Genomic DNA, 24,524 nt, shown 5'->3' on the forward strand with positions numbered 1-24,524 from the left:
ATTAGCTATTGGCGTGAATATCTGAGCCCTCCATTGTCGAAGGGTCGCGCGAGGGTGTCAATCGGGCTCGCATAAGCGGATTTCGCTGCAGAGCTTGCCCGCCGCGCGGTTCTTTCGCCAGATTAGTCGAAGACGCTGAGGTTTTCGGCGAGGTGCAGTTCACGATGAGGCGAAGTCCACGGCGACCAAGGTAGTCGGCTAACGGGGCGTGGTACCAGTGATCGTCACTTTGAGAATCCCCTTATTGTCGTTCAAGCGTGCCGGGTGGTCGTTGACGCGGAGATAAAGCACGCTATCGACCTTCGGCTCTAGGGTACCAGCTAGACCGATGGGTAGCGGGTTGAGAAAGCTGCCGGCACCTGACGTACTCTCCAGCGGTGCCAGAGCCGCCAGAAGTTTGCCAAGGGGCTCTCCGGCGTGGTACTCGAGAGTTACTCCGCCGGGCTCGCATGCCCACGGCATAGGAGGTGTAGCTGCGCGATCGAGCGCGATTTGATATCGTCCTTCGGCAGTGAGCCGATAGGTTTTCCCCGCTACAAGCTTCCAGCCAGTCGATTGCCAGCCGCGATTGGTGGCGACTTCGATGGTCGTGCTATTGTTATTTAGTTCTGTCAGCTCGCGCTCCTGCAGGTTCATGCGCTCGAAGTCGTAGCCGTAATCCAGCGTGGCGATCATCGCCAGCCAGTTGCGTTCCAGCAGTGCCCAATCCTGTTGGCCCACTTGTTGTTTGAAACGACGACTGAGTTGCGGGCGATTGACTGTCTTTTGCAGTCCGTGGAATTTCTTTTGGAAAGTCGGATGGTTTTCTAGCAGCGATGCGAGTGCCCAACTCCAGGCGTATTCCGTCGTGGTAAGTACGCGTCGATTGTCGATTCGCATGACCTCGCTCAAAGACAATGGCTTGCCCGCGGCGACGGCATCACGAATAAGCTTCACGCGGCCCCACATAGGTACCTCTTCGCGCGAGCTAGGCATGACGGCTAATTGCAGCTTGCCTGACTGCCAGTAATGTGTGCCCATAAGTTCTGCCAGACCCTCCATGTGCCAGCCTGGCCCGCAGCCTTTCAGAAATTCCAGCATGAAGGCGTGTGTGCCTTCGTGTAGCAGCAGGTGACGACGGTAGTAGTTGCTGGGCTGCTCTTTGAGCCACAGCTCGCGATCGTGCGCAAAGCCATTGAGAAAGTTGGGTCGATCGCTGGGCAACAGATCCAATTCCTCGAACTTCTCACGGTCTTTGATGAGAAAGCCCTGCACACGCCACGTAGCAGTCGCCTCTAACGGTACGCCAAAGTACTTCGCCCACACTGGCACCGCCGCATCGAAGACGGATGGAAGCTCATCGACCGATTCGCTCGCTGGCAAGTCGGTAAAGAGACGCAAGTGCTTGCCGCGCAGCTCGCGCAGACCAGAGCCTTGGGCGGCCTGAACATCGACTTTGTGTGGCGGGGGGAGTTGGAGTTGCGATTGGGCTTGGGCTTGGGATGCCCCGAGTAGAATCAGCCCGGCAAGGAGTATTATGAGTCGCATGCAAATCCATGTTAGCCGTCGAGCTTGCTCGCCGTCGGGGTATTACGAGTCAATAAACATTCAATTTTTCGACACCGTCCAGTACAAGAACTGAATACCTGGCCCATTATACCAACCCTCACCGCCCGCGGAACAATTTCTCTAGCTGTCGGTTGATCTCATCACCAAGTACCTGCCCGGCGGCGTTCTGTAGTAGTTCGGCTATTACCTTGTCTTCGATCCGCCAGCGAGTGAGCGTGCCGCGCACGGGTATCTGCAGCTTTTGTCCTGCTAGCGAGCGGAAGTACTTGCTGCCTCGCACCCACTTTTCTTGCACAGGGATTTCCAGGTCGAGCCACAGCTGCTCGTCGAAGCTCACCCAACCCGTCGAGCGCACCGGCACGTCGTCTACCAGGAACTTCATCTCGCGGTGGTAGACTTTGCCATCGACGACTCGCAGTTCGATCGTTTGCTCTTGCATCGTGATGCCATCGCCGGCGGGAACCGCGCCACCGGTGGGCAGTTCGCGGCCGCGGGCGAGCATGCCGATTTGGCGTAGCAGGTCGACCATCGGTTTGGTGTTCGGGCCGGGGAGAATCGCCAACCGGTGAACATTAAGTTGCCCACCGAGGTCGGCGTTCTTCGGCTCGTCGAGCGGGATGTTCGCACCATCGAGGTTGATCGAGAACTCCCCTTCAGCGCGGGTCGCGCCGGCGAGAATCGGCGCGGCATATTTGAGTAGTGACTCGCTTACTTCCTGGGAGATCGACACATTCTGCACGAGCGGGCCCTTGGGCAGTTGCAACACACGCGGTGGCGGATCAAGTAGCACACGGGGCTGCGCGGTCACGCGACCCTGCCCTACGCTTAAGTCGATTGGTTGGAACAGCAACTTACCCTCTTTGAGCGTGCCCTGCACACTCGCCTGTCCGAAATTCAAACCGTAGAGATTAGCAGCAGCCCAGCCGGTTTCGCCGGTGACTTGCCAACGCTGCGACCAGTGCCGTGGTGCCGCAGTCGGATTCACGCTGACTGCGACTTCGTTCAAGACAGCTGCAAACTGCACACGTGCCCGGTTGGCACCTTCGAGCTTGGCGCCGGGGCCGAGGGTTTCGGTGATCAGCTGTTCGACGGCCGCTGAATCGTAGGACAATGCCAAATCGCCCTGCAAGCGCTGTTGCGTGCTGACTTCTTCAAGCGTTGCGGTGCCAGCAGCTTCTAGGGTTTGGCTGACGGCTCTCAGATTGGTGATTTGCAAACGGTCGATCGCCTGCTGGTAGGCCACGCGGCCGCCCAGTTCCAGCTTCGGCTCGCTCCACAAGAGCTTGGGCGTTCGAGAATTGGCACCGGCGCTGCTCTCGGATCCGACAAGCTCTAAATTGCTAGCCGTGCAAGTGACTTCCGCAGCAGCTTCCTGCGTGTTGCTATCCAAGAGAATCCGGCCGACGGCATTTCCTCGCGGCCAGGGAGACTCCCCCCCGACTAATCCACCCAGTGCGGCCACGCGCTCGAGGTCTGCGCGATACGCAATTTCTCCGCGTGCCAGCGGCGGAGCGTCGGCGGCGAATTGCACGGCGAGGTCGCGTGTCCTAGCTGCAATGGTGCTAGTTGTGAGCTCTAATTGATGCGAGTCAAGCGAGCTCGTCGCGGATTCCCAACGAAAATCGCCCGTAAGCTTTGCCTTGGGTTCCTCGAATCGCACTTCGCCCCAGTTGCCGCGTAGATCGTCGACTTCTACGAGCGAGTTCACCAAATGCACATAGCCAGGACCACTGCGCAGTTCTGCGTCGAGCGTTGCGGCACCATTGATTTGTTCTGGGATGCCATCGACCCAAGGTCGCAGTCGCCCGGCCCAACGTACGAGCGGGCCACTGCCGGTGATACGTGCGGCGATTGTCTTGCTCGACGGAACTGTCTGGCCAGTCGCTGCGGGGTTGCTCGGGACGGGTGCAGGGGCGGCAAGCTGGAGTGGCTCTAGCAGTTCCACATTGAACACGTCGTTCACACCCAATAGATTTACGGTCCCTTTAATGAGTTGCGTCGGCTGCAAGCCCCGATGTTGACCGCTGGTTTGCACATCGAGGCGTAATTGCTCGTCTGCCCACACAAGTTGTTTGTTGTGTCGAATGTTCACTTTCTCAAAGTCGGCTCGTAGCGTCGCCATGAAGCCGGTCTCACTCGTATCGCGCAGCGTGAGCTTGCCGCCGCCGGTGCCTTCAAGTTCCCACTCGGCAAGATCGATGAACTGTCCCAACTGACTCGCGAGTTGGTTGAGATCGAAACGGAACGTGCCATCGGCACCCTCGGCCACGGCGTTGAGTTTGGCTGAGGCAAAGGGAGAGCGGAATGTGACGGTGCTGAGTTGCGGGCGCGGCGTGGCATTAGCCGCTAAGCCGCGAGCGGCAATCAGTTCCGCGTAGGCTTCCACCGGGTCGTCCCAGCGGATTTCGCGCTCGCCGTCCGTACCACGCAGATCCTGGACCTTGGCTGCGATGTCCCAGTGGCGCGCGGATGCGTTTGCGCCACCACTGCCCTCAAGAGCACCGTTACCACCGAGACTTCGCGCCGTGAGCGAAACCGTACCCGAGTCAACTTCCACTCCGGGACGCAGTTGCAAGGTGTTTGGCAGTTGTTTGGTGAGTGCAACCAGATCGATGTTACCAGTGATTGTGGAATCGTCTGTCGGTAGCGTGTCGAGACTCAGCCGACGTAGCTCGTTGATGTTGAAGGTGCCGCGTGCATCGCCCTCAAACCAATCGCCACTCGCTTTGAGTTGCTCGACAAGAATGCGATCGCCGGCCACCGATAGATTTGCGTCCAACGATGCATCTGTCATTTGCAAGATGTCTCCTGAGAGCGCGTCGGCAGTGAACTTCGTGTTGGCCAGATCGACGCGGCCGCTGGCTTGCAGCTTGGCAGTGGGCTGGGCGCTCGCTGGCTGGGCTCCCGTTGGCTGAGCCTGCCCGACGGGCGGCAATTGCCAATCGACGGTGATGTCTGAGGAAGCTACCCCAAGCACTCGTCCGCCAGGCATGGCACGTGCGAGCCACGGTTCGAGTGGTTGCAGCGGCAAGCGATTCGAGATGAGTTTGAGTTGCTGCCGTCCCTGGCCGAGCGACTGCACGCGAAACTGCACCTGTCCTGGCTGGGAAGCGAGGGCCGCATCTGACGAAACCATCTGCACGTTGGCCGTGCCATCGGCTAGCCAAGTGCCCTCGGTCGAGTTTGCCGTGGCATTGACGTTCAGGCCGTTGACATTCCACTGTTGACCGGTCGTTGCATCCATTGCTGCCAGTCCGCCATCGACGATTTCAATCGCGACGTTTATGTCCGTGCGTTGAGGTTCCAGCGAGACATCTTGGTCGATCGGCGTTTGTTGACTTTCCGTTTGAAAGCCAGCTAGTGCCGTTTCCCAATTACTGCCCTGCGGATTAGTTTTGAGATAGATCTCAGGTCGCACAATTTTTATGGTGCCCAAATTGCGCCGGTTGGTGAGCAGTGCCGTCAAGGAGCGATCGAGCGTCACACTTTTCGCAGTGAACAGCGGCAGCCCCTCCGCGTCCAGCCAGCTCACGTTGGTGAGGGTTTGGTTGCCCGTCCATCCGAGTGACGCGCCCTCAGAGGTGACACGTCCTGCACCGGCGGGAATCGCCCGAGCGAGCGCGGCATCGCGCAGTGGCGTGTTTGCGACAATCGTGGGCAGCAGAGCCGTCAGTCCGCCGAGCAACAACAGCAGTGCGAACAGAAATCGACGCCGTCGTCTTTTGCCCCGTGCATGGCGCGAGGGACCAAGGGTTAGCGGCTCGATAGGTTCCGTAGGGGCTGGTTTCAAAGAACTTCGTCGGCGACGAGCCATAGCACGTGACTCTGCTCTAGGGAGGTGGGAGTAGAATGAGCGAAGGGGATAGCTGCGAATTCTAGGCAACCGAGATGAGCCAGGCCAGAGCGGTGTGGGATGCTAGCAGGGCGTAGGCTTTGTCGTCGAGAACGCCAGTGAAGGGTCAAGCGAGGTCGTAGGGCGACTGTCCAGCGTGTCAAAAACGCAGAATACGGACGACCGGCTCCCTCTCCGCAACTCGAATAGTAAACTAGGAGCGGCCAGACATCGACGCACTAATAAACGCCAGCACGTCCGCATAGCTCTGGACGATCACGCGCCGGCTGACCTTCGCAGCTACCTTCTTCGCCTTGATCGCCGGCCAAGGGTCTTCGGTCGTGAGCGTGCCGTCGGGGAGTTCTCAATGTGCCACATCTTGTTTTCGATGAAAGCAGAAGCCGAGGTGACCGAGACCGATGCGTTTTTCGACATTCAAATTGAGATGGTGGTTACAGCAGCCGATTGCATTCGAGAATCTCGCTACTCGCAGGAGTGTTTAATTGCTAACTAGACCTCTGCACTTAGCCCGATTCGCTGAGCCGCCAAAGGTAGTCCTGCCGCCGTCAGTTTGAGATATACCTGCCCGAACGAGAAACTGTAATTGCTGAGCTTAGCGAGTTACCATACGGCGTCGCGCCGTTGCTAATTGGAAGAGAAGTCTGGTACGATGTAACGCGTCTTAATATCGCGTGAGTTACACCGCATACGGCTACGACGTCAAGCCTGTGAGCAGCGTAGGACTCGTCACAGTCCTCGCAACCGCCTCGAAAAACGTATCGACAATCGTCGACATGGAAGCCGCTGAAAGATCGTCTTCCCTGAGACAAAAGTGATTCGTGCAACCGTGGAGAAGTGGAGAAGTAATGAGCAGTTTTTTAACTAGATTCGTTTTGGTCGTCGGGTTAATGCTAAGCGGATGTAGCAAGAAGACTGAGCGCAATGCCACAGATAGCACAAGCACGGTGGAAGTGGAAAAAGACGAAGCTTTACCTTCGAAAGTCGATGAAGTCGACGTTGAGCCGCAAAAAGACAAGGAAGATATCAACGCGGTTGCCAATTTTGAGGCTGGGATCGCAGCTTATCAGGCCAACGACCTGCCGCTCGCCTACGAAGAGTTTCTCGCGGCTTCCAAGAAAGGCCATGCCGATTCCCAATTCAATTTGGGATTGATGTATGAGCAAGGCATCGGGGTTGGCAAGGACGAGAAGAAAGCAGTGGTTTGGTATGGCAAATCTGCCGCCCAAGGGAATGCAGCCGCCCAATTCAATCTGGGAGTGCTGTATGAAAACGGTCGTGGCGCGAAGGTTAATTTTGCAAAAGCTAATAAGTGGTACCGCTACGCGTCGGTGCAAGGGGATGGGCTGGCCATCGGCAACCTGGGCATGCTGTATGTACGAGGAGACGGAGTGACGGAGAACAAGGTCGCGGGCGTGGCGCTGCTCTTGATGTCTGCAGCCGCGGATCAATCACCCGAAAACCATGCGAGACGGAATATAACTGCTACTCGCGGCCTGACGGCTGACATGATCGCTTCAGCCCAGGCACTCTCCGAAGAATTGAGTAGTGCGAAGAACCTCTTGGAGCCGCTCGATCAGTATTTGAGCGAATCAGAGAATAGAGCAAAGAAGCAGTAGCGACTCGATCCCTGACAGAAAGGGAAAGGCACAGCAACAAGTAGCCCTGAGAAAGATGGAGATTTAGGGTAAGTCCATATGGCAAATGAAGCTTTTTGGGACGCCATCGCTTAACCCTGCGATCGCATGCTCCATTAACTTATCAGCGTGCCGATCACGCCAAGATCTAATAGATTTGCAATATCCTGCTTTCGACCTCGCTGAGAGACAAAAACATTTGCCGGTTTGAGGTCGCGGAGCCAAATCAGATCCGCGCCGAATGCGTCTAGAACCGCTCCTGGCGCATTCGGTCCCCATCTCAACACCGCGTCCCCCATCCGCTTCTTGTACTTAGTGATTTTCTGTTGTTTTCTCGCCACTGCGGAGGTCGGGACTCGGCTGCACTCGTCAAACGGGCCTGAGCGGCCCGATTGGTAAGCCAAGGCAAAGAGATGCAGACGCGTCTGATTGTCCCTGAACTTACGGCAAGAGAGCTTCATGATAGTGCAACTGCAGCTAACGCAGGTCGGCTTGAGTTCGACGACCAATTCTGCGAAGTTTCGTGAGATTCGCTGCCCCTCAGCCGAGTTGCCACTCCCCCAAAAGCAGTCCATTTACAAGGCCTTCGCGGAAAAAACCCGCTGCGAGGGTGGATAATCCTTCGGTTGGTGCCGTCGATTCCTGGTTCTCCCCAAACCGGCGGCCTATAATTGACCTCAACCTGCTGGTGGCCTCTATCCGGCCCCGACAACCTATCTCACCGTTTGTCCTCGCTCTCGATGAACTGTTTTCCTTCCTACTCTTTGACTAGCGGAGCCTTAGCTATGACTCGACTCTCCCTCCCATTTCTCCTTGCCGGATTGCTCATGACGATGCCGTGCAGCACTTTCGTGAGCGCAGCGGAAATCGCAGCCTTCAGCGAAACGGAAATGATAGCAACTCCCGTGTTTGGCGATGAAATCCCTGACGATTGGGAAGAACAAATTGACAAGAAGACGGAAGAATTCCCCGATGAAGTTCGTGAGACAATCCGCGAGAAGCTCAAAGCGGCTGTGCGGAAACGTCTGAGCGAAGAGGAAGCCAGCGGAGAGGAGACGGACGAGGAAGCCGACGACTCGAAAACTAAAGAGTCTGAGTCAGATGAAAAAAACGGCAAAGAGAAAGATGAGGAAACTGAAAAGAAAGAGACCCCCAAGAAAGATCTCATCAGCGAGGAAGCCAAGAAGCTCAAAGCTGAAATGGAATTGGACGCGTTACGCTTCAAGCATCAAGTGGCAATGTACGAGAAGGAGCTCGCTGCCCAACGTTTGCTGAATGAGAAGTCAAAAATTGATCGCAAGTTGGAGGCTGAGCGGATCGACGCCCAAAAGGTAAATCTGGAACGCGAACGCGATCGCATCAAGCTCGAAATCGATCTTCTCAAACAGCGCAGTGCTCTGGATCAAGCGAAACGAGCCGTCGAACTCGCTGCCTCCAAGGCTGAGCAAGAGAAGATCGAGCTAGAGATGAAGGTCGAGACCACCAAGGAACAGCTCGAAGATCGTATCCTCGGCGACGAAAGCTACCCCGACGAGCCATTTCAAGATGGCGTCCTGTCTATCAGTCTGCGTCGCATTGAACTGAACGGCCCGATCATGACCGGTGCCGCGGACTACGTTTGCCAGCGACTCGACTACTTCAACAACCAATCGCGCAAGCCCATCTTCCTGGTCATCGACAATTGCCCTGGTGGCTCGGCGATTGAGGGTATGCAAATTGTCCAGTCGATCAAGAAGAGCGAAGCGCCGGTCCACGTGGTGGTCAAACGCTTCGCAGCCAGCATGGCGGCCATTATCACCACGTTGGCCGACCACTCGTACTGTTATCCCGATGCGATCATCCTTCATCATCAGGCGAGCACCATGATGTACGGCAATGGTCGCGCAATCAAAGATCAGGTGCGCCAGCTGGAGGAAATCTCGCATCGCTTGATCGGTGCAGTGGCTGAGAAGCAAGGATTAAGCGAAGAAGAATTCGTCGATGAGATGTACGAGAATCGCATTTCCGGAGATTGGGAATTGTTCGGCAATCAAGCAGTCGAGCAGAAGTGGGTTGATCACGTCGCCACCACGATCCGCGAACAGGGTATTCGCACCCGTCCCAAGGGGATGCGAGTGACCCGTTCGCTCTTCTCCTTCGGTGGCGAGCAAGCTGCCCAAGAGTCTTCAGGCTATCAGGAACGCTACGAAGTTTTCCTGAAGGAGCAAGTCGACAATAAAGGGCAACGCTTTGTGAAACTACCACGGCTGAGTCCGATCGACGCGTGGTTGATCTACAACCCGGACGAGTACTACCGGTAAGCTCTATTACTGGTAGACCCCATAAAAATTAGCGAGGGGTGGGCAATGCCCACCCCTCGTTTTTGCGCTTTGATGCACTTTTCGCGGGTTCTACCCAAGTGCCAACGCATCTCGGCTCGGAAGGTTTGGGGACTTGATAGGCATCTCCCTGAGCTATTTCTTCAACGTTGGCACGTGGTACAATCGGTGGCTTAGTTTCTGAAGATTTGCATTAAAACCGACACGAAAACCACCGAAAGTGCCTCCCATGCCTCTGGCCGATTTTCCTGAGCTCACCCTTTCTCACAGTGCGATGTCCGTGCTCGAAGCTGCCGAGAAGGCAGGACGGTTGCATCTGGCTGGTAGTGTGGAGGAACTTGTCGCGCTCGCCACGCCGGACAAATCGCTTGGATTGGGAGAAGTCGGCCCCGATGGGCGGTATGTCGTCGGGTACGACGTGAATGGCGAGTTCCAGCGCGAGGCGGAGGTCTACAAAATCAAGAACGGCGTGGCAGCCAACTACTTCGAAGCGTACATGCGTCGCCGCGATCCAGAGTGCATGGTCGTGGGCGACGACACCGTGACCGACAAGCCAACTTACCAGGATCGCTTCAACAAGGACTTCGCTGACTTGCGCGAAGAGACCTTAGAATGGCTGCGCGATCAGCCGATTGCCGCGTTCTTCTTTCGCACCGGCTTGCCAGACAAGCCGCTCAACGCGGTGGCCATCGCCCCGGCCAATGCGGGCTTCTTCGCCCTCGGGCTCGCCATGCTGCAAGGCATTGTGCCGTTGGAGGAAGTTCGTGCAGCGGGGGCCGACTACAGCCACGAAGCAGTTGTCTACATTGCCCCACCGTTTCGCCATACGCATTTCGACGGCAAGCAAGTTGTCGTACATAACCGCCGGTTCGAGGAGGACGGTTTCAACCTGCATGAGCTGTTCGCCTACAACCTCTACCCGGGCCCATCCGCCAAGAAGGGCGTCTATGGCATGTTGCTCACCCTGGGCGAGCGGGATGAACAACCGTGGACCACGGCCCACTGCTCGACAGTGGAAGTCGTCACGCCTTACGAAAACGCAACCGTGATCATGCATGAGGGTGCGTCGGGGGGCGGTAAGAGTGAAATGCTCGAGCATATGCATCGCGAGAGCGACGGCACGTTGCTGCTAGGCACGAACACGATCACCGGCGACACACGCAAACTCACCATGCCGCGCGGTTGCGACTTGCGACCCGTGACGGACGACATGGCTCTGTGCCACTCCGCGTTGCAAGATCAGGACGGCCCGAATCAAAAACTTTCATTGATCGATGCGGAGAACGCGTGGTTTGTGCGCGTGAATCACATCGAACAGTACGGCATCGATCCGCAATTGGAACGGCTGACCATCGATCCGCCTGGGCCGCTGTTGTTCTTAAACATCGATGCCCAGCCCGGTGCGACCGCGCTGATCTGGGAACACAAGATGGACGCCCCGGGCGAGCCTTGCCCGAACCCTCGCGTAGTCGTACCCAGGAAATACGTGCCGGATGTGGTGAGCAAGCCGGTGACGGTCGACATCCGCAGCTTTGGCGTGCGTTGCCCGCCCTGCACGAAGGAAAACCCTACCTACGGCATCCTCGGCTTGTTTCATGTGCTACCCCCCTCGCTGGCCTGGCTCTGGCGCTTGGTCGCGCCGCGCGGGCACGGCAACCCTTCGATCGTCGACCAAGGGGGCATGCAAAGCGAGGGGGTCGGTTCGTTCTGGCCGTTCGCCACCGGGCGAAAGGTGGATCAAGCGAACATCCTGCTCGACCAAATCATGCAAACCGCCAGCACGCAGTTCGTGCTAATCCCGAACCAGCACGTCGGCTGCTGGAAAGTCGGCTTCGCGCCACAATGGGTGACGAGAGAGTATCTCGCCCGTCGGGGTGCGACGCCGTTCAACACCGCCGACCTGAAAGCCAGCCGCTGCCCGCTCTTGGGTTACAATAAAGAAACAATCCAAGTCGAGGGCCAAACCATCGGCGCCTGGTTCCTCGACGTCGCCCTGCAACCCGAGGTGGGCGAAGCGGCCTACGATGCCGGGGCAAAAATCCTGACCGACTTCTTCCACCAACAGGTAAAGGATTTTCTTGTTGATGACCTGCGCCCGCTGGGCCGGGAGATCATCCAAGCGTGTTTGGATGGGGCGACGGCGGAAGAGTATGCGGGGCTGGGTGGGTAATTCTGGGGTACGACCCCCCTCTCAGGAGCTGATTCCCCAGCTCCTCTTTGTAGTCTGGCAGGAATATGGGAGCAGAAGAGCTTCCATATTGAGGGCTAGCGATAGTATGGAACCACTTTGGTTCCATATTGACGGTAGCTGTCAATACAGAGGTGAATTGCTTCCATACTAACCGCAGGCTATCATATAGAGCTTGATTCTCTCTATGTGATAGGTAACCTACAATATGGACTCTAAACAAACCGACCGACGCGCTGGCCGGTATCTCATGCAAACGGTCCCCTCAGGGGAGGGATATCGGGCATTCATGCCCGAGCCGTTGCCCCCCTCTCCCAAGCTAGAGATCGACGACGATCTCCAAGTCTTGTTGTCGCAGGCCGATCGAGTCCTTGGCCGATTGGACGGTTCCATTGAGACGCTGCCGCATCCCGACCTGTTCGTGATGATGTACGTGCGCAAGGAGGCCGTGCTTTCTAGTCAAATCGAAGGAACGCAAAGCTCGCTCCAAGATGTCCTCGCAGCTGAGGCCGAGGTACTCTCGCCTGACCGACCGAAAGATGTGGTCGAAGTCGTCAACTACGTGGCTGCGATGAACCACGGTCTAGCGAGACTCGAAGCGTTGCCCGTCTCGGTGAGGCTCATTCGCGAAATCCACGCGGAGCTGCTTGCGAATGTCAGAGGATCGCACCTAACACCTGGCGAAGTCCGCACGAGCCAGAACTGGATCGGCCCTGCAGGATGCACGCTCAGCGCTGCCGCCTTTGTACCCCCACCGCCTCATGAAATCGGGCCTTGCCTCTCCAACTTAGAAAAATTCCTGCACACCGATAGCAAGCTCCCTTTGCTTCTCAAGGTCGGTCTGGTTCACGCCCAGTTTGAAACGATCCACCCGTTCCTCGATGGAAATGGTCGCGTGGGTCGTTTACTCATTACTTTTCTGCTGTGCGAACGCGAAGTGCTACAAAAGCCGGTGCTGTACCTCTCCTACTACTTCAAGAAGCATCGCCAGGAGTACTATGACTGCTTGCAGTCGGTTCGAGATAATGGGACTTGGGAGGAGTGGCTCAAGTTTTTCTTGCGTGGCGTGATCGAGGTCAGCAAACAGGCGAGCGAAACGGCGCGAAGGATTCTAAGCCTGCGTGAAGCACACCGCCAGATTATCACAGAGAACTTCAGTCGGAGCGCAGCCAACGGGCATCGCCTGCTAGATCACCTGTATACGCAGCCAATTATTACGGTCAAGAATGCGCAAGACGCGACTGGTGCCTCTTACAAACCGGCCAACGACCTTGTGAACCGCATGACCGAATTAGGCATTCTGTACGAGATTACAGGGCATGCTCGGAATCGGAAATTCAAGTACGAGGACTACGTTAGCTTGTTTGATGATGGGTGAACCAACTAAAAAAGCCCGATCGTTAACTGAAGCATCAGGCCATGTCTAAATCCCGAATCAACAGGCTTCGAAAATTGACTTCATCCGCTTCGACACCAAGCGAATGAACAAGGATTTCGACAAGTTGATTCCACACGGCAAGGCAATTCTCGTCGATTGCGACTTCGGTGTGTCGGCAAACCTGTTCGTAGTCGCTGGCTAGTACATCACGGCAAAGGTCCTTTACGTTCAACATCCTTGAAGGCAAGTAGTTACGCAGCGAGCTGAGAATTGTCAGGATCTTGAGATGTGTCTCAAGGAAAATCCATAATCCAAGCAATCCCAATAGCGGCCAAAGCCACCGAGCTGCTGGAAACTGCCAGAGCTGATGCAATTCGATGTAGGCAACTCCTGCAGTTATGAGAAACGCTAGGACACGAAAGGGTGGCGCGTAGTCAAGCTCCCGGATTCGGAAGGGAGATACTGACTTGAGCTCGCACCAGTCCTGGCGGCGGGTCTCACGAGGGAATAAGTCCGCCATAGAGGTTTGCAGCGACACCTCAGTTGCAGGTCGCTTGGTGACTTCGGCAAGAACAAATTGCATCTTTCGCCAAAGAGCGGCATTGAGCGTCACGCTGTTTCGAGTTTGATCCTGCAAGCCAAGCTTGCCCAGAATAAGATCGTAGAGGTCTCCAACGCGGATGTCATTGGCTTTTACCAAGCCCTGAACTTCCTCGTCATCCAAAGCAATGTGAAACTGCTCTTCGATTTCGAGAACAATTTCCTGGAAATCGAGGCCCATTAGATCACTTGCCTTGAGGAATCCGGTATCGGCAAACCCGACCAAACAAGGTCAGTCGACCGCGTGTGGCAACGATACAGAATACCCGTTGGCATCGCTCGCCGGCTAGTCTTCGCCCCTTCGCACCGCGGCCCTCACTTCAGAGGCGGGCCTTGCAGCACAACACCGTTGGTATCGAGAATCTGAAAGTGGTGAATCCCAACCGGCAGGCCGTCGCGGTGCGTCCAGACTATCTTTTTGTCGGGTGTGACTTCAAACAGTTTGGGCGATTGTGGGTCTTTCCTACCGGCGGCGTAGCTGGTGATCACGATGTTGCCGTTGGGTAGAAGTTGGCCGCCGCACGGGTCCTGCAGCCACGGGCCGGGGAGGTCGTCGTTGGCGAGTTCCCAAACTATCTGGCCCTCGGAATCGTAATCGACAACGCGATTGCCATTGGTACAGCAAACAAGGGTGCGGCCCTCGCCATGACGAATCGCAGTAAAAGGCCACGTGTGATTCTTTCGCTCGGTGTCTCCCGGAACGGTCGTATCCAACTTGCTGAGCACCTTACCCTTCGCGTCATAATGGAACACGGCGAAATCCAGAAGGTGTGGGGCAAGATACGTGCCATCGGCGAGCTTACGCGTCATGCGCGTCTGCATGTGGTTGTTCTTCGCCTGGCAAGCGAGCGGAAATTCGACGATGATTTTGCCTGTGCGATCGATCTCCAGCAAACGAGGCTTGGGACCGGCTTCCGTAAGAACAATTGTTTCGTCTGCGGTTGGTTGGGCGCTGTTCACTTCGGCTTGCGTGCCGCGCCAGAGGACTGCTTCCTTGCCTTCGGGTGTGATCTCGACGACAGCACCGCCTGGAAAGCGTTTCCCGCGATTTAGCGTGAGTAAGATGTTGCCGCTGGGCAGCACATACCCGTCGCGAGTTGCATGGGGATACGACCAAGTCTCTTCCCCAGCACCATCCAGGATGTAAGTCTTCTTGCCACACGCTAGGAAGCTGTGTGTTATTGCTTGTTCCTGCGACTCAGGTTGCTTTGTGCCGAGCTGCTGAGCTGTGTTTACAAACCGCTGAGCGGGGGCAATACTCGCCATCAGGGTCATTGCCAGCGCCGCTAACGATAATTTTTTCGGTGTGTCGAAATGCATCCAAGTACCCCTGTGTATTGTTAAACTAGTGTTGCGATCTCCAGCTTACTCCCTAAAGCTCTTGTAGAAACAGACCACGGCAATGACTAGCGGAATCCACGAACCGAGAAAGCAGATGCCAAGCAGTAACTCCGTGAAAGACCCAGGAGTTAATGGCACTGTGAATGCAACCACTGCTCCCAGCCACATCGCAGCGAACAGTAGCATTGCTAGGTAGGAAGCGCTGCGTAGATTTTTCTGTCGCTCGTTCATAATGCGTGCTTACCAAATTTTACGGTCCTCAGGGAAGTTTAGTGGGTCACTTGGGGGGATGAATACCTATCCTGAAGCGATTTGATTGAAATCTTGGGCGTTGAATCTCGCGCAGAGACGCGGAGACAGCAGAGGTGTGCTGGTAACCGCTATCGCAACACTTATCTCTTCTTGTGAATGGAGCATTGCCTAGGGTAACCACGACGACGCGACGAGCACTACGAAAAACCCCTGCCGAATGAACCACTGAGCGGTGTTTTCAAAGTTGGGGAGAATCATTCAGGTACACGCATCACGTCGAGCAAGCTCGACGGCTAACTTCCTTGCTTACTCAGCCCTGGAGGGCCGAGCTACAATACGAACCACTACAAATCAAAATTAAACGTCCGTGCCAAGTACCGGCCAAACCGGCTGGCAACCGTCCGAGGCTCCGTCTTGATTCTTGCTCGGCCGATCAATCCGTGGCGCATCAGGCCCGTGGGGTCTTGGAGTCTCGCTTGGGCTCGATAGGCTTTCTCTAGCGGGCGAGTCACACCGTCGGCATCCGGCTGGGCGGCCAGCGGACCGCCGTTAGTGCTAGAGAGTCTTGGCGGGGCGATGTCGAGTTCTTCGTTGCTCGCGACATATTCAATTTCTGTGACGAAGACGTGGTAGGCGCTTTCGTCGAACATAATGCGCGCCTCTTGGCCGCGGCGCACGTCGGCGATGTCGTCCTGCGGGATGACTAGCACGGCGTCCCACTCGTTAGGATCGCCGATCTGGCAAAGCAAGTTCTGCGGGCCGTCGGGCGTGAGCAACGCGCCGAGGTTTTGCTCGTCCAGGGGCGAGCCGGTCCAACTGGCGAGCTCCTCTTCCTGGTCCCCCTTGGGCTCTGGGATGCGGAACGGCGGGATGACCGTGCCAGCTACAGGAGCCGTAATCTTCAGACGCTCGCGGTCTTTGAGCTTTTGGGCGAGCTGGTCATCGACGGCGGCGAGTTTTTCGCGGGTCACGTTGAGCTCGAGGCTTGCTTGCTCGCCCCGATCGCGGAAACGCATTTGCCGGAGCGTGCGCAGCTGGGTATTGAGGGAGGATTTCTCCCCTTCGAGCCTCGCAATGGCCATTTCCAGGTCGACGTTCTTGAGTTGGGCAAGCAGGTCGCCCTTTTCGACGCGCACCCCAGGCTCGACGGCCCACTCGAGGATGCCGGGCGCTTCGATGTACACGCTTTCAGCACCGTGGGGTTCCAATTCGAACAGCGCGATCACCGACGATGGCAGTGGCACGAGGAACAACGTGGAGATGAGTCCCGCGATGATCAGCAGCGAGACGAACATACGCAGGCGTTTCACTTTTTGGATTCTCCCTGGAACGCGGAAAAACTTAAACAACTTCACAAACGGCATGACGATCAGCCCGTACAACGAGGCACACGCGATGGCTTGTCCGAGTACTTTCAAGCCATAGGGCTCGAACACTTGATTCAGAAAATACAGGATCGACAGCAGAATCATCCAGCGATACAGGAATGACGCGACTGTGTAAAAAGCGAATAACGCTTGGTGCCGCTTCGGCAGGAATGGGTCTTCCTGCTCTTCGAGGCCCAAGCACCAATTCCCGAGCTTGCGATTGAGGATCGAGCTTGCCTTCTGGCGCAGGTTGGGGATCTCCAGAATGTCGCTGAGGATGTAGTAGCCATCGTAACGCAGCAGAGGGTTGGCATTGAAGAGGATCGTGCTGACGGAGCTGACGAACATGACGTTCAGTGCTAAATAGTTCAACCAGCCCGGTTCGCTGAACCACCAGATGAACGTGGCCACCGACGCAATGACGACCTCTACGTACATACCGGCAGCGCCGATTGCTGCGCGATGCCAACGATTGGGCAGCATCCAGGAGTCACTCACATTGCAGTAGAGGCAAGGCGTGAGCACGAGAAACATGACGCCCATCTCGTGACATTCGCCGCCGAAATGTTTACACGAGAGCCCGTGACCGAATTCGTGGATGATCTTTGTAACCATCAGAACGCTGCCTAGCACGAGCCAATTCTGTGCGGCAAAGAATGAATGGAACGACGGCAGCCGCGCCTGGAACACATCAAACTGTACGATCACCAATGTTAACGCACATAGTGCTAAGCAGATGCTGAGGATCGTAGCGGTGGGTGTGAAGAACCAACTGACCCACGGGTAGATACCGTTGAGAATGCGCTCGGGATCGAACCCACGAAAGCGGAAGGCGAGTACATTACTTAGGGAGCCAATCAGCTCCTTACGTTTCTTCTCGTCGCGACGTTCTTTGAGCTGTACGCCCTGCCCTGATGCATCGGACAGCACAAGACCACTCTTGTGGAGCATGCCGATGAAGTTTTGTAGTTCCTCGACGCGAATCGTCTGCGGCGGGAAGTCTGCTTCAAACTGTTCGGCGATTTCTTCGAGACTCGACTCGCCATCGAGCATCTGGAGGATGGCGAACTCTTCTTCCTCGAACCGGTAATACTGCAGACCGACCGGCTCCTTCACGACCCAGTAGTTACGTCCCTGGTAGCGCTGCTTGCGCGCCGCTAAATCGGGGCGTACGCGAATGGCCAGCTTTCGCGACGAGCTCGAAACAATGCTGTCTGCGAGAGTGGCCATTTAGGGAAGTCGAGAGTTTCGTAGGAGAGTTGAGAGTCTAGGATCGAGAGACTTGAGGAAATTGACTAGGTCATGGTGGCATGGGCAACTTGTTGCCCTTGATGCTCTTCTAAACTCTTGCGTACTAGCCAGTGACCTGATTCGGACAACGTTTCCAGCCCTGAACAAGGGTAGCAAGCTACCCATGCCACCCTTTACTTCGCTGCTGTTTCGCTCACGTGGATGGTCATCGAGGCAAGCAGTCCTGGGCGGATGAGCCAGTAGTCGCCAGCGCGCTCGTTCGCGACATCGGCCCGCACAAGGTAGTGTCCGTCCGACTGTACGGACTGGCTCACGTAGATAATGCGACCTTCGAAAGACGCTTTACGACCGCGGGCTAAGTCCACACGCACCGTAACGGGTTTGCCTGCGATGTCCACGGGATCGAACTTGCTGGAGTCGACAAAGCATTCGACATGCATGGTATCAAGTTTCAGCAGGCGAAGAATCGGCTCGCCCGGGTTAACCCATTCGGATTGATGGCGATAGACGGTTTGCACATCGCCATCGAAAGGAGCCTTTATGGTACGACGCTCCAGCGACACATCGGCGGCGCCCAGCTCAGCGACCTTGATGTTGACTTCCTTCTCCGAGAGGAATTGATCTTTCTCCGCTTTCTCGATTTGCAAGATAGAGCGTTCCCAGTCGAGCTTCTTCCGACGAATTTGAATTGCCGCGACCGCTCCCGGCGAGCGTCTTTCGGCTTCCAAGTCTTGTTCCCAGTCAGTCTTGGCAACCTCCGCGGCCTTCTTGGCATACTTCTCTTCAATATCGTCGTCGGCACGAGCACGGGCCGCTTCGAGACTGAATTCGGCGATCACTCGTTGTGCCTTCGGGAGACGGTCATCGATGGTGCCGATGATGTCTCCCTGCTTCACACGCGTGCCTTCGCGCACGTTCATCGTGATCAGTACACCTTCTTCCTCCGCCGGGATGTCGATATCGTCCTGCACCTTAATGCGCACATCGTCGTACGTGGGATCGCCCTCGTACTGCGATTGTTGTGCATACGAGTTGGCGACGAGCACCGTGTTTATCGTCAAAAACAGGGCGGGTGCGATGGCGGTGAGTGATCTCATAGTTTTGACCTTCCGTAGGGTATGTCGAGTGGAGCGAGGCATGCCCTGAACGCGGGACTGGTACGCCTCGCTCCACTCGACATACCCTACGTTGTGGGACTCCGTTTGCGGGTGCTGTACTACAACCGAAACAAAATGCGTGACTGGATAAATTCAAACAGGTCGTGGAATATCACGTAACCGACAGGCTGTTTGCCGCAATCGATTTTGGCTTTGACGTCTTGGCCGACTTTCAAGTCGTTGGCGACGTCCTTGAGTCCTAGCTGCTGGGTGAGTTGCTGCTGGTCGAACGACACAGTCATGCGTACCGTGTTGCCTTTGTCGCCACTGATTTCCGCGGTCGTGTGGATTTCTTCGACTGTTCCCGCTAGTTTCTCGCTGGGATGCGTGGCGAGAATGAAAGTGAGCTGGAGCTTCGCGTTCGGGTCGCTCTTGCGCAGCTTCTGTAGCTGCTCGATCACGTGGCCCATCTTCGTCTCGGGCACAAAGATCTCTAGTTCCCAACGTTGGCTGGGATCGGCAACTTCCATGAGTTGTTGGCCCTTGCGAACCGGGCGCCCCTTAAGGCGTTCCTCGACTCGCCAAGTGACGACCTTACCGCCGATCGGACTGCGAACGATCAGATTCTCTCGCTTTTTATTCAGTAGTCGACGCTGTTCCTGATAGCTCTCCATCACCGTTTGTAGTTGCTTCTTCTCACCCTCGACCTGGGCTCGCTCGGCATCGCTAGGGCGAGCACGTTGATCGTTCATCATCTGAATGCGTTTCTTGGTGGAAGCAATCTCCGCTGCCGTTTTCTCGACTTCGCCATCGAGGGCGGCCGTTTCTGATTCGAGATCGGTGCTGCGCATTTCGGCAACGATATCGCCTTGTTTCACGGTGCTGTTCAGCGAGACGTTGACTTCCTCGATCGTGCCGTCGAGGCCGGCGAACACGTTGCGGCGCACTTCGGGCATGAGCTGGCCGTCGGCGACCATCGTAAATTCGTAGGGCACCAAACAGGCTGCCGTAATCAATCCGGCTAGGACGATTGTCGCTAAAATCGTCTTTGGCAAATTGCGGGCGGTGGTGAGCACGCGGCTCTTGCCGATGAATCGCCACAGCGGCAGCAGGAACAGCCCTTCGTGCGATTGAGCGTTAGTGAGCGAGGTGGCGCTATGCTTTTTCACCACATCGACGCGTTGCATCAGACCATCAGGGGCACGACTATCAACGAGTTGCTCGATGATGATCGCACCGAGTATGTTTTCCTTCTTGCGGCGATTCTCCTTGTCGTCCGCATTGGGGTCTGCTTCACGCAACGGCAAGACAGATAGCTGCTTCGTGTGCGATTCATCGACGTAGGCGTTGACAGCCTTCTCCACCTGCGGGGCCAGGTCCGACGTGTCGCCGGTATACCACAGGTCTTCACCGCTTTTGCAAACCACCTTGGAAAGATTGCGCAGCAGTCTCACCACATTGGAACGTTTGTCGAAGGTGTCTTGCCCACTGATCGACTCGACGACGTACTTTGCACCCTTTTTAAGTACAACGGTAACGCGGTCGCAGCCGATGAGACGGCGCCCCTCGTTGGCAATCGTGTAGGCGGTTTCGCGCGAGTTGAGATGTTCGTGAACTTGCGAGGTAAATGATTCCAACTGTTCCCACAGAGTCTGCTTGGTAGCGAAGTGCCTCAGGCGACGAGTCTTTAAGTATTCGCCTGCTAGCTCACAGAGTTGGACGAGGAACTTCAAATAGCCGCGCTGCGTAGTGGGGCGAGCTCCTGGGCGTTGGAAAACTTCCACAAGGCCATCAACGCCCCGGTCGGTAGAGATCGGGGCTACAACCAACAGAAAGTCGGTCGGGTTGGCGGCAACGTGATCGTCGTCTCCTTCTCCGCCGGCGCCGGAGTGGGGCGCGACGAGCGTGGGCTGCCCCTTCTTGGCGATGTCTTCCAATAATCTCGCGTGTTGCATCTGGGCAGCCGGATTGTCGGCGAGGCCCGATTGACGGAGGTTCGACTGATACTCAAGCTTAAACCCGGTCGTTTCGTTGATCGACCAGACCACACCTCCCATGGCCGCTAACGCGGCCACAGCCCTGTCGAGCAATCCAGCGTAGAATTCCCCAGTCTCAACATCGCTCTTGGAGAGTTCAACAACCTCTTGAACGAGGCTCTGAATCTCCTGCTTCGCGCGATTGACATCGTCGCCCTCAGGCATCGAGGCACTCGTAGCGGTTGTTTCGGTGGTATTCGACACAGTGGGTGCGATCTAGGAGACGGTGGGCGACGGCCGACCGCCTAGCCGCCTGAAGTGAAAAGTCGGCGGAACGGTCAATGCTCAATTCTCCCGCGTTTTCGCCTCAACGTCAAACTCGATCAGGGCGAAGAACTGGGGAAATCGTGGCACGGATGGCGCTTTGGCGCGGTTAGGACCTTCGCAGTCGGCAGAATTGCTCAACTCGCGACACCGATCGGAGGGTGCGATATCTCCTGAGCCGTGGGGTTCTGCGCCACGGAAATATCGAAACAGCACCGATTGGACGTAAAGCCGCAAGAGTGCTAGAATATTAGCGATTCTGAGGCGAGAGTGATGCCAGCGGCACCGGTCGCGGCGGTTTCGTCGCGAAACCTGATGAGGAAGTTAGATTTAGATGGCAAAAGAAAAAGAAGAAGCCCTAGAGGTCGAAGGCGTGGTGACTCAGGCCTTGGCCAACACGCGTTTTCGCGTGGAAATTGAGGGCGGGCACATCGTGCAAGCCCACGTTGCGGGGCGGATGCGCAAGCATTTCATTCGAATTGTGCCCGGGGATAAGGTACGCGTGGAACTCTCGCCTTATGACCTAACCAAGGGTCGAATTACTTACCGCGAGCGCTAATTCTCTCGCAAAACTGAGACCTGGACGCTGGCGATTTCTGCTTGTCGCGTCAAGTTTTGGGCGGTTTTTTCTGGCAAGATTCTCCCCGCCGACGGCGAAAGCCATTATATTCCTAGGTCGCTGCAGCGCTGCGCCTGTGGGTGTAGCACGCAACAACAATGTGAAAGAGCCGGGGAACTCTTTCAAGGATTGCTCCGTAGCAGGACTACGACCGCTTCCTAATGACGCGATTCCCGATCCCACCCAAACTGTATTCAACAACCCACCTACCCCCCTCCGGGAGACTCCGACGGTGAGCCAACTTACCCAACGCTACATATCTTTCTTTTTGTGCCCCCTCGTGTTCACTCTAGCCGCGGGCTTCACAGCTTTTACTCCTGCGACCAAGGCCGAAGCTTCCAATGAGCCGCTGGCGGTCGTTGTGTTCAGTGGCTACGACGCGCTGATGAACGATATCGACTTCGTCGGTAACCTGGGCAACGTGCCGAATCTTTCGGCTCAAGTCGACGGCATGTTGGGCATGTTCACCCAAGGCAAAGGCTTGGTCGGCTTGGACAAGTCCAAGCCAATTGGCGTGGTCGTGGAAATGGACGAGAACGGCAACCCCTCGGGGGCACTTTGCATGCCCGTAACAAGCCTGGAAGAGCTGATTGGCACCGGAGCACCATTTGGTGTGACTGGCGAAAAGCAAGCAGATGGTTCGTGGCAAATTGGCTCGCAAGGGCAGATGATCTTTGCGACGGAGAGCAACGGCTGGGCATTCCTCGCCCCTGCCCCTGCCATGCTAGAGGGAGCCCCAGGCGATCCGGGTGCTCTCTTCGGAGCGATGACCAAGGAATACGACTTGGCCGTTCAAGTGAACGTGCAACAAGTGCCGGAAGCCCAGAAGCAGATGCTCGTGGGCATGCTTGGGCAAGCTGCACAGCAAGGAGTCGAGCAGCTTGCCGACGAGTCGGATGAAGACTTTCAAGATCGTCAGCGGGTCATGAACTTGCAGCTGAAGCAGTTCGAAGACATGGTCCAGCAAGTCGACGAAGTCACCTTTGGCTTGTCGCTCGATGGTGGCCAGCAGCGCACTTTTATGGATTTCATCTACACGGCCGTCGCCGGTAGCGATCTCGCTAAGCAGTTTTCCGGGCTCAATAACACAAAGACGAATCAAGCCGGCTTTATTCAGCCGGAAGCTGCCATGATGATGGTCGTCGCTGTACAAAACGACGAAATGACTGCAGAGCAGAAAACACAAGTTGAGCAAGGCATGCAGGTGAATCGTATGCAGCTCCATACCGTGATCGACGACCAAGACGAGCTAGACGATGCAGCCAAAGAACTAATGAAGAGCGCCGCGGACGATTTCCTCGATTCGCTCAAAGCTACTGCCCTGAGCGGCAAGTTCGACATGGGTGCCGTGATGAACGTGGGATCCGATGCGGCCTCGATGTTGTTTGGCGGCTACAATGCCGATCCGGCGAAGGTGGAATCGGGCATCAAGAAATTGGTTGAGCTGGCGAAGGAGAATGATGAATTCCCCGGAGTTAAATGGAACGCGGACTCGCACAATGGAGTGCAATTTCACACGGTGACCGTACCCGTTCCGGCTGACGAGGAAGAAGCACAACAGATTTTCGGCCAAGAGGTCGAGATTGTTGTGGGCATCGGTAAGGACAGCGTTTATGCGGGTGCTGGACGCGATGCGATTGCCGACTTGAAAGCTGTCATGGATGCTTCGGCGAGTGATCTCGGCAAGTCGGTGCCACCGATGGAAATGTCGTTTGCGTTGACTCAGATCATGGATTTCGCCGGAGTCGTGGCCAAAGCCGACGGCCCGGCCGAAGCGACGGCCGCGATTGAGATGGTCGCCAACATGCTTGCCAACGACGCCAACGGACGCGACCACGTGCGAATTCTCTCGACGGCCATTCCTAATGGCTCGAAGACACGCATTGAAGCAGAAGAAGGCGTCCTGCGAGCGATCGGCATGATGCTCATGCAAGCCAAAATGCAGCAACAAGGTGCCGGCTTCTGAAGTTAAGCTCACAGCAATTCTTTTCCCGATCCGACTGCTAACGCATCTCGGCTCGGCAGGCAATGCACCGTCGCTTGCCGGTTCGGGGGGGGGGAGATTTGCAATGCCAGTGGTGGCTCTGGAAGGTGCTGATCCTAAGGGGAAATAATGAGCCAAGTCACAATCGTTGCAACGCTGATTGGTGAAGATCGTCCCGGCTTGGTCGAGCAGATCGCCGAACAGGTTAACGCCCACGGTGGCAACTGGGTTGAAAGCCGAATGGCTCACCTGGCTGGGCAGTTTGCCGGCATTCTGCGTGTCGAAGTCGAAGAGGCGCAAGTCGAGGCTCTGCAGGCAGCACTCGCCAAGCTGAAAGCAGCCGGGCTGGATACGATTGTCCACGCAGAATCGTCCGCAACGACACAAACTGCTGAGGTTGCGCAATTGGAAGCCCCGTCGCTTCAATTGGAGCTGGTGGGGCATGATCGGCCGGGTATCGTCCGTGAGGTGACCAGCGTACTGGCACGATTGGGCGTGAATGTCGAGGAACTTAATACCGAACGCACCGCCGCGGCGAATACGGGCCAGCCACTGTTCAATGCGGCCGCTAGCTTGCGGCTACCTGCGGGAGTCTCCCGCGGAACGCTACAAGCAGCCCTGGAAGAGGTTGCAGGCGATCTCATGGTGGATATTCAGCTGGTAGCAAGCGAATAGTGAATCGCCTGGGTCGTCACTCTGACCACACGTTAGCGACCAAGCTGCTATTTCCGAGCCACAGCGGCTTGTGACTTCTGTAGAGTGCAGGCCAGATTCTCAGCAGCTACCTCGTCGGA

Annotated in this window: 16 protein-coding genes; 8 read left to right on the forward strand and 8 right to left on the reverse strand. The window is 56.3% G+C overall.

What is annotated here, in order from left to right; translation table 11 throughout:
- Positions 1-198: 198 nt before the first annotated feature.
- The gene (locus HG15A2_RS20755) at positions 199-1,527 is read right to left on the reverse strand and encodes a hypothetical protein (protein ID WP_145062927.1); all 1,329 of its coding nucleotides are present in this window, start codon (positions 1,525-1,527) and stop codon (positions 199-201) included.
- 118 nt (positions 1,528-1,645) lie between these two features.
- Positions 1,646-5,362, reverse strand: a complete 3,717-nt coding sequence (locus HG15A2_RS20760) for a hypothetical protein (RefSeq protein ID WP_145062929.1) — start codon at positions 5,360-5,362, stop codon at positions 1,646-1,648.
- Positions 5,363-5,747: 385 nt separating this feature from the next.
- Between HG15A2_RS20760 and HG15A2_RS24315 the strand changes: the two genes are divergently transcribed.
- Both HG15A2_RS24315 and HG15A2_RS20765 read left to right on the forward strand, forming a co-directional pair.
- Positions 5,748-5,894 (forward strand): hypothetical protein, encoded by a 147-nt coding sequence (locus tag HG15A2_RS24315; RefSeq protein ID WP_218932148.1) that lies wholly within the window; start codon positions 5,748-5,750, stop codon positions 5,892-5,894.
- Positions 5,895-6,246: 352 nt separating this feature from the next.
- A complete protein-coding gene (locus HG15A2_RS20765) occupies positions 6,247-7,017 on the forward strand; it encodes a tetratricopeptide repeat protein (protein WP_218932149.1) in 771 nt (256 codons plus the stop codon).
- A gap of 134 nt (positions 7,018-7,151) precedes the next feature.
- On the opposite strand, the gene HG15A2_RS20770 is transcribed toward HG15A2_RS20765, so the two are convergent.
- On the reverse strand, positions 7,152-7,496 hold the full coding sequence (locus HG15A2_RS20770; RefSeq protein WP_145062931.1) for a hypothetical protein: 345 nt from the start codon (positions 7,494-7,496) through the stop codon (positions 7,152-7,154).
- Positions 7,497-7,820: 324 nt separating this feature from the next.
- Between HG15A2_RS20770 and HG15A2_RS20775 the strand changes: the two genes are divergently transcribed.
- The 3 genes from HG15A2_RS20775 (at position 7,821) to HG15A2_RS20785 (ending at position 12,919) form a co-directional block, all read left to right on the forward strand.
- Entirely contained in the window at positions 7,821-9,335 is a 1,515-nt protein-coding gene (locus tag HG15A2_RS20775; protein WP_218932150.1) for an ATP-dependent Clp protease proteolytic subunit, read from the forward strand.
- 247 nt (positions 9,336-9,582) lie between these two features.
- A complete protein-coding gene (locus HG15A2_RS20780; protein ID WP_145062935.1) occupies positions 9,583-11,523 on the forward strand; it encodes a DUF4914 family protein in 1,941 nt (646 codons plus the stop codon).
- A 226-nt stretch (positions 11,524-11,749) separates the two neighbouring features.
- Positions 11,750-12,919 (forward strand): Fic family protein, encoded by a 1,170-nt coding sequence (locus HG15A2_RS20785; RefSeq protein WP_145062936.1) that lies wholly within the window; start codon positions 11,750-11,752, stop codon positions 12,917-12,919.
- A 34-nt stretch (positions 12,920-12,953) separates the two neighbouring features.
- Here the strand turns inward: HG15A2_RS20785 and HG15A2_RS20790 are convergent, their stop codons facing one another.
- The 5 genes from HG15A2_RS20790 to HG15A2_RS20810 form a co-directional block, all read right to left on the reverse strand.
- Positions 12,954-13,700 (reverse strand): acyl carrier protein, encoded by a 747-nt coding sequence (locus HG15A2_RS20790; protein ID WP_145062938.1) that lies wholly within the window; start codon positions 13,698-13,700, stop codon positions 12,954-12,956.
- A gap of 134 nt (positions 13,701-13,834) precedes the next feature.
- Complete coding sequence (locus HG15A2_RS20795) at positions 13,835-14,839, reverse strand: hypothetical protein (protein ID WP_246117816.1); 1,005 nt, start codon at positions 14,837-14,839, stop codon at positions 13,835-13,837.
- A gap of 617 nt (positions 14,840-15,456) precedes the next feature.
- Positions 15,457-17,709, reverse strand: coding sequence for a hemolysin D (locus HG15A2_RS20800; RefSeq protein WP_145062940.1), 2,253 nt, complete (start codon positions 17,707-17,709; stop codon positions 15,457-15,459).
- Between the two features lie 194 nt (positions 17,710-17,903).
- Positions 17,904-18,827 (reverse strand): HlyD family secretion protein, encoded by a 924-nt coding sequence (locus tag HG15A2_RS20805; protein ID WP_218932151.1) that lies wholly within the window; start codon positions 18,825-18,827, stop codon positions 17,904-17,906.
- A 119-nt stretch (positions 18,828-18,946) separates the two neighbouring features.
- Positions 18,947-21,067, reverse strand: a complete 2,121-nt coding sequence (locus tag HG15A2_RS20810) for an efflux RND transporter periplasmic adaptor subunit (RefSeq protein WP_145062944.1) — start codon at positions 21,065-21,067, stop codon at positions 18,947-18,949.
- A 394-nt stretch (positions 21,068-21,461) separates the two neighbouring features.
- Here HG15A2_RS20810 and infA point away from each other — a divergent pair, with 394 nt between their 5' ends.
- From infA to HG15A2_RS20825, 3 genes are all read left to right on the forward strand, one after another.
- Positions 21,462-21,686: a translation initiation factor IF-1 gene (gene infA / locus HG15A2_RS20815; protein WP_145062946.1), complete on the forward strand. Its 225-nt coding sequence runs from the start codon at positions 21,462-21,464 to the stop codon at positions 21,684-21,686.
- Positions 21,687-21,978: 292 nt separating this feature from the next.
- The gene (locus HG15A2_RS20820; protein WP_145062948.1) at positions 21,979-23,712 is read left to right on the forward strand and encodes a hypothetical protein; all 1,734 of its coding nucleotides are present in this window, start codon (positions 21,979-21,981) and stop codon (positions 23,710-23,712) included.
- Positions 23,713-23,859: 147 nt separating this feature from the next.
- A complete protein-coding gene (locus HG15A2_RS20825) occupies positions 23,860-24,405 on the forward strand; it encodes a glycine cleavage system protein R (protein WP_145062950.1) in 546 nt (181 codons plus the stop codon).
- The last annotated feature ends 119 nt before the right edge of the window (positions 24,406-24,524 follow it).

Source organism: Adhaeretor mobilis (genome assembly GCF_007741515.1).
Taxonomy (GTDB): Bacteria; Planctomycetota; Planctomycetia; order Pirellulales; family Lacipirellulaceae; genus Adhaeretor; species Adhaeretor mobilis.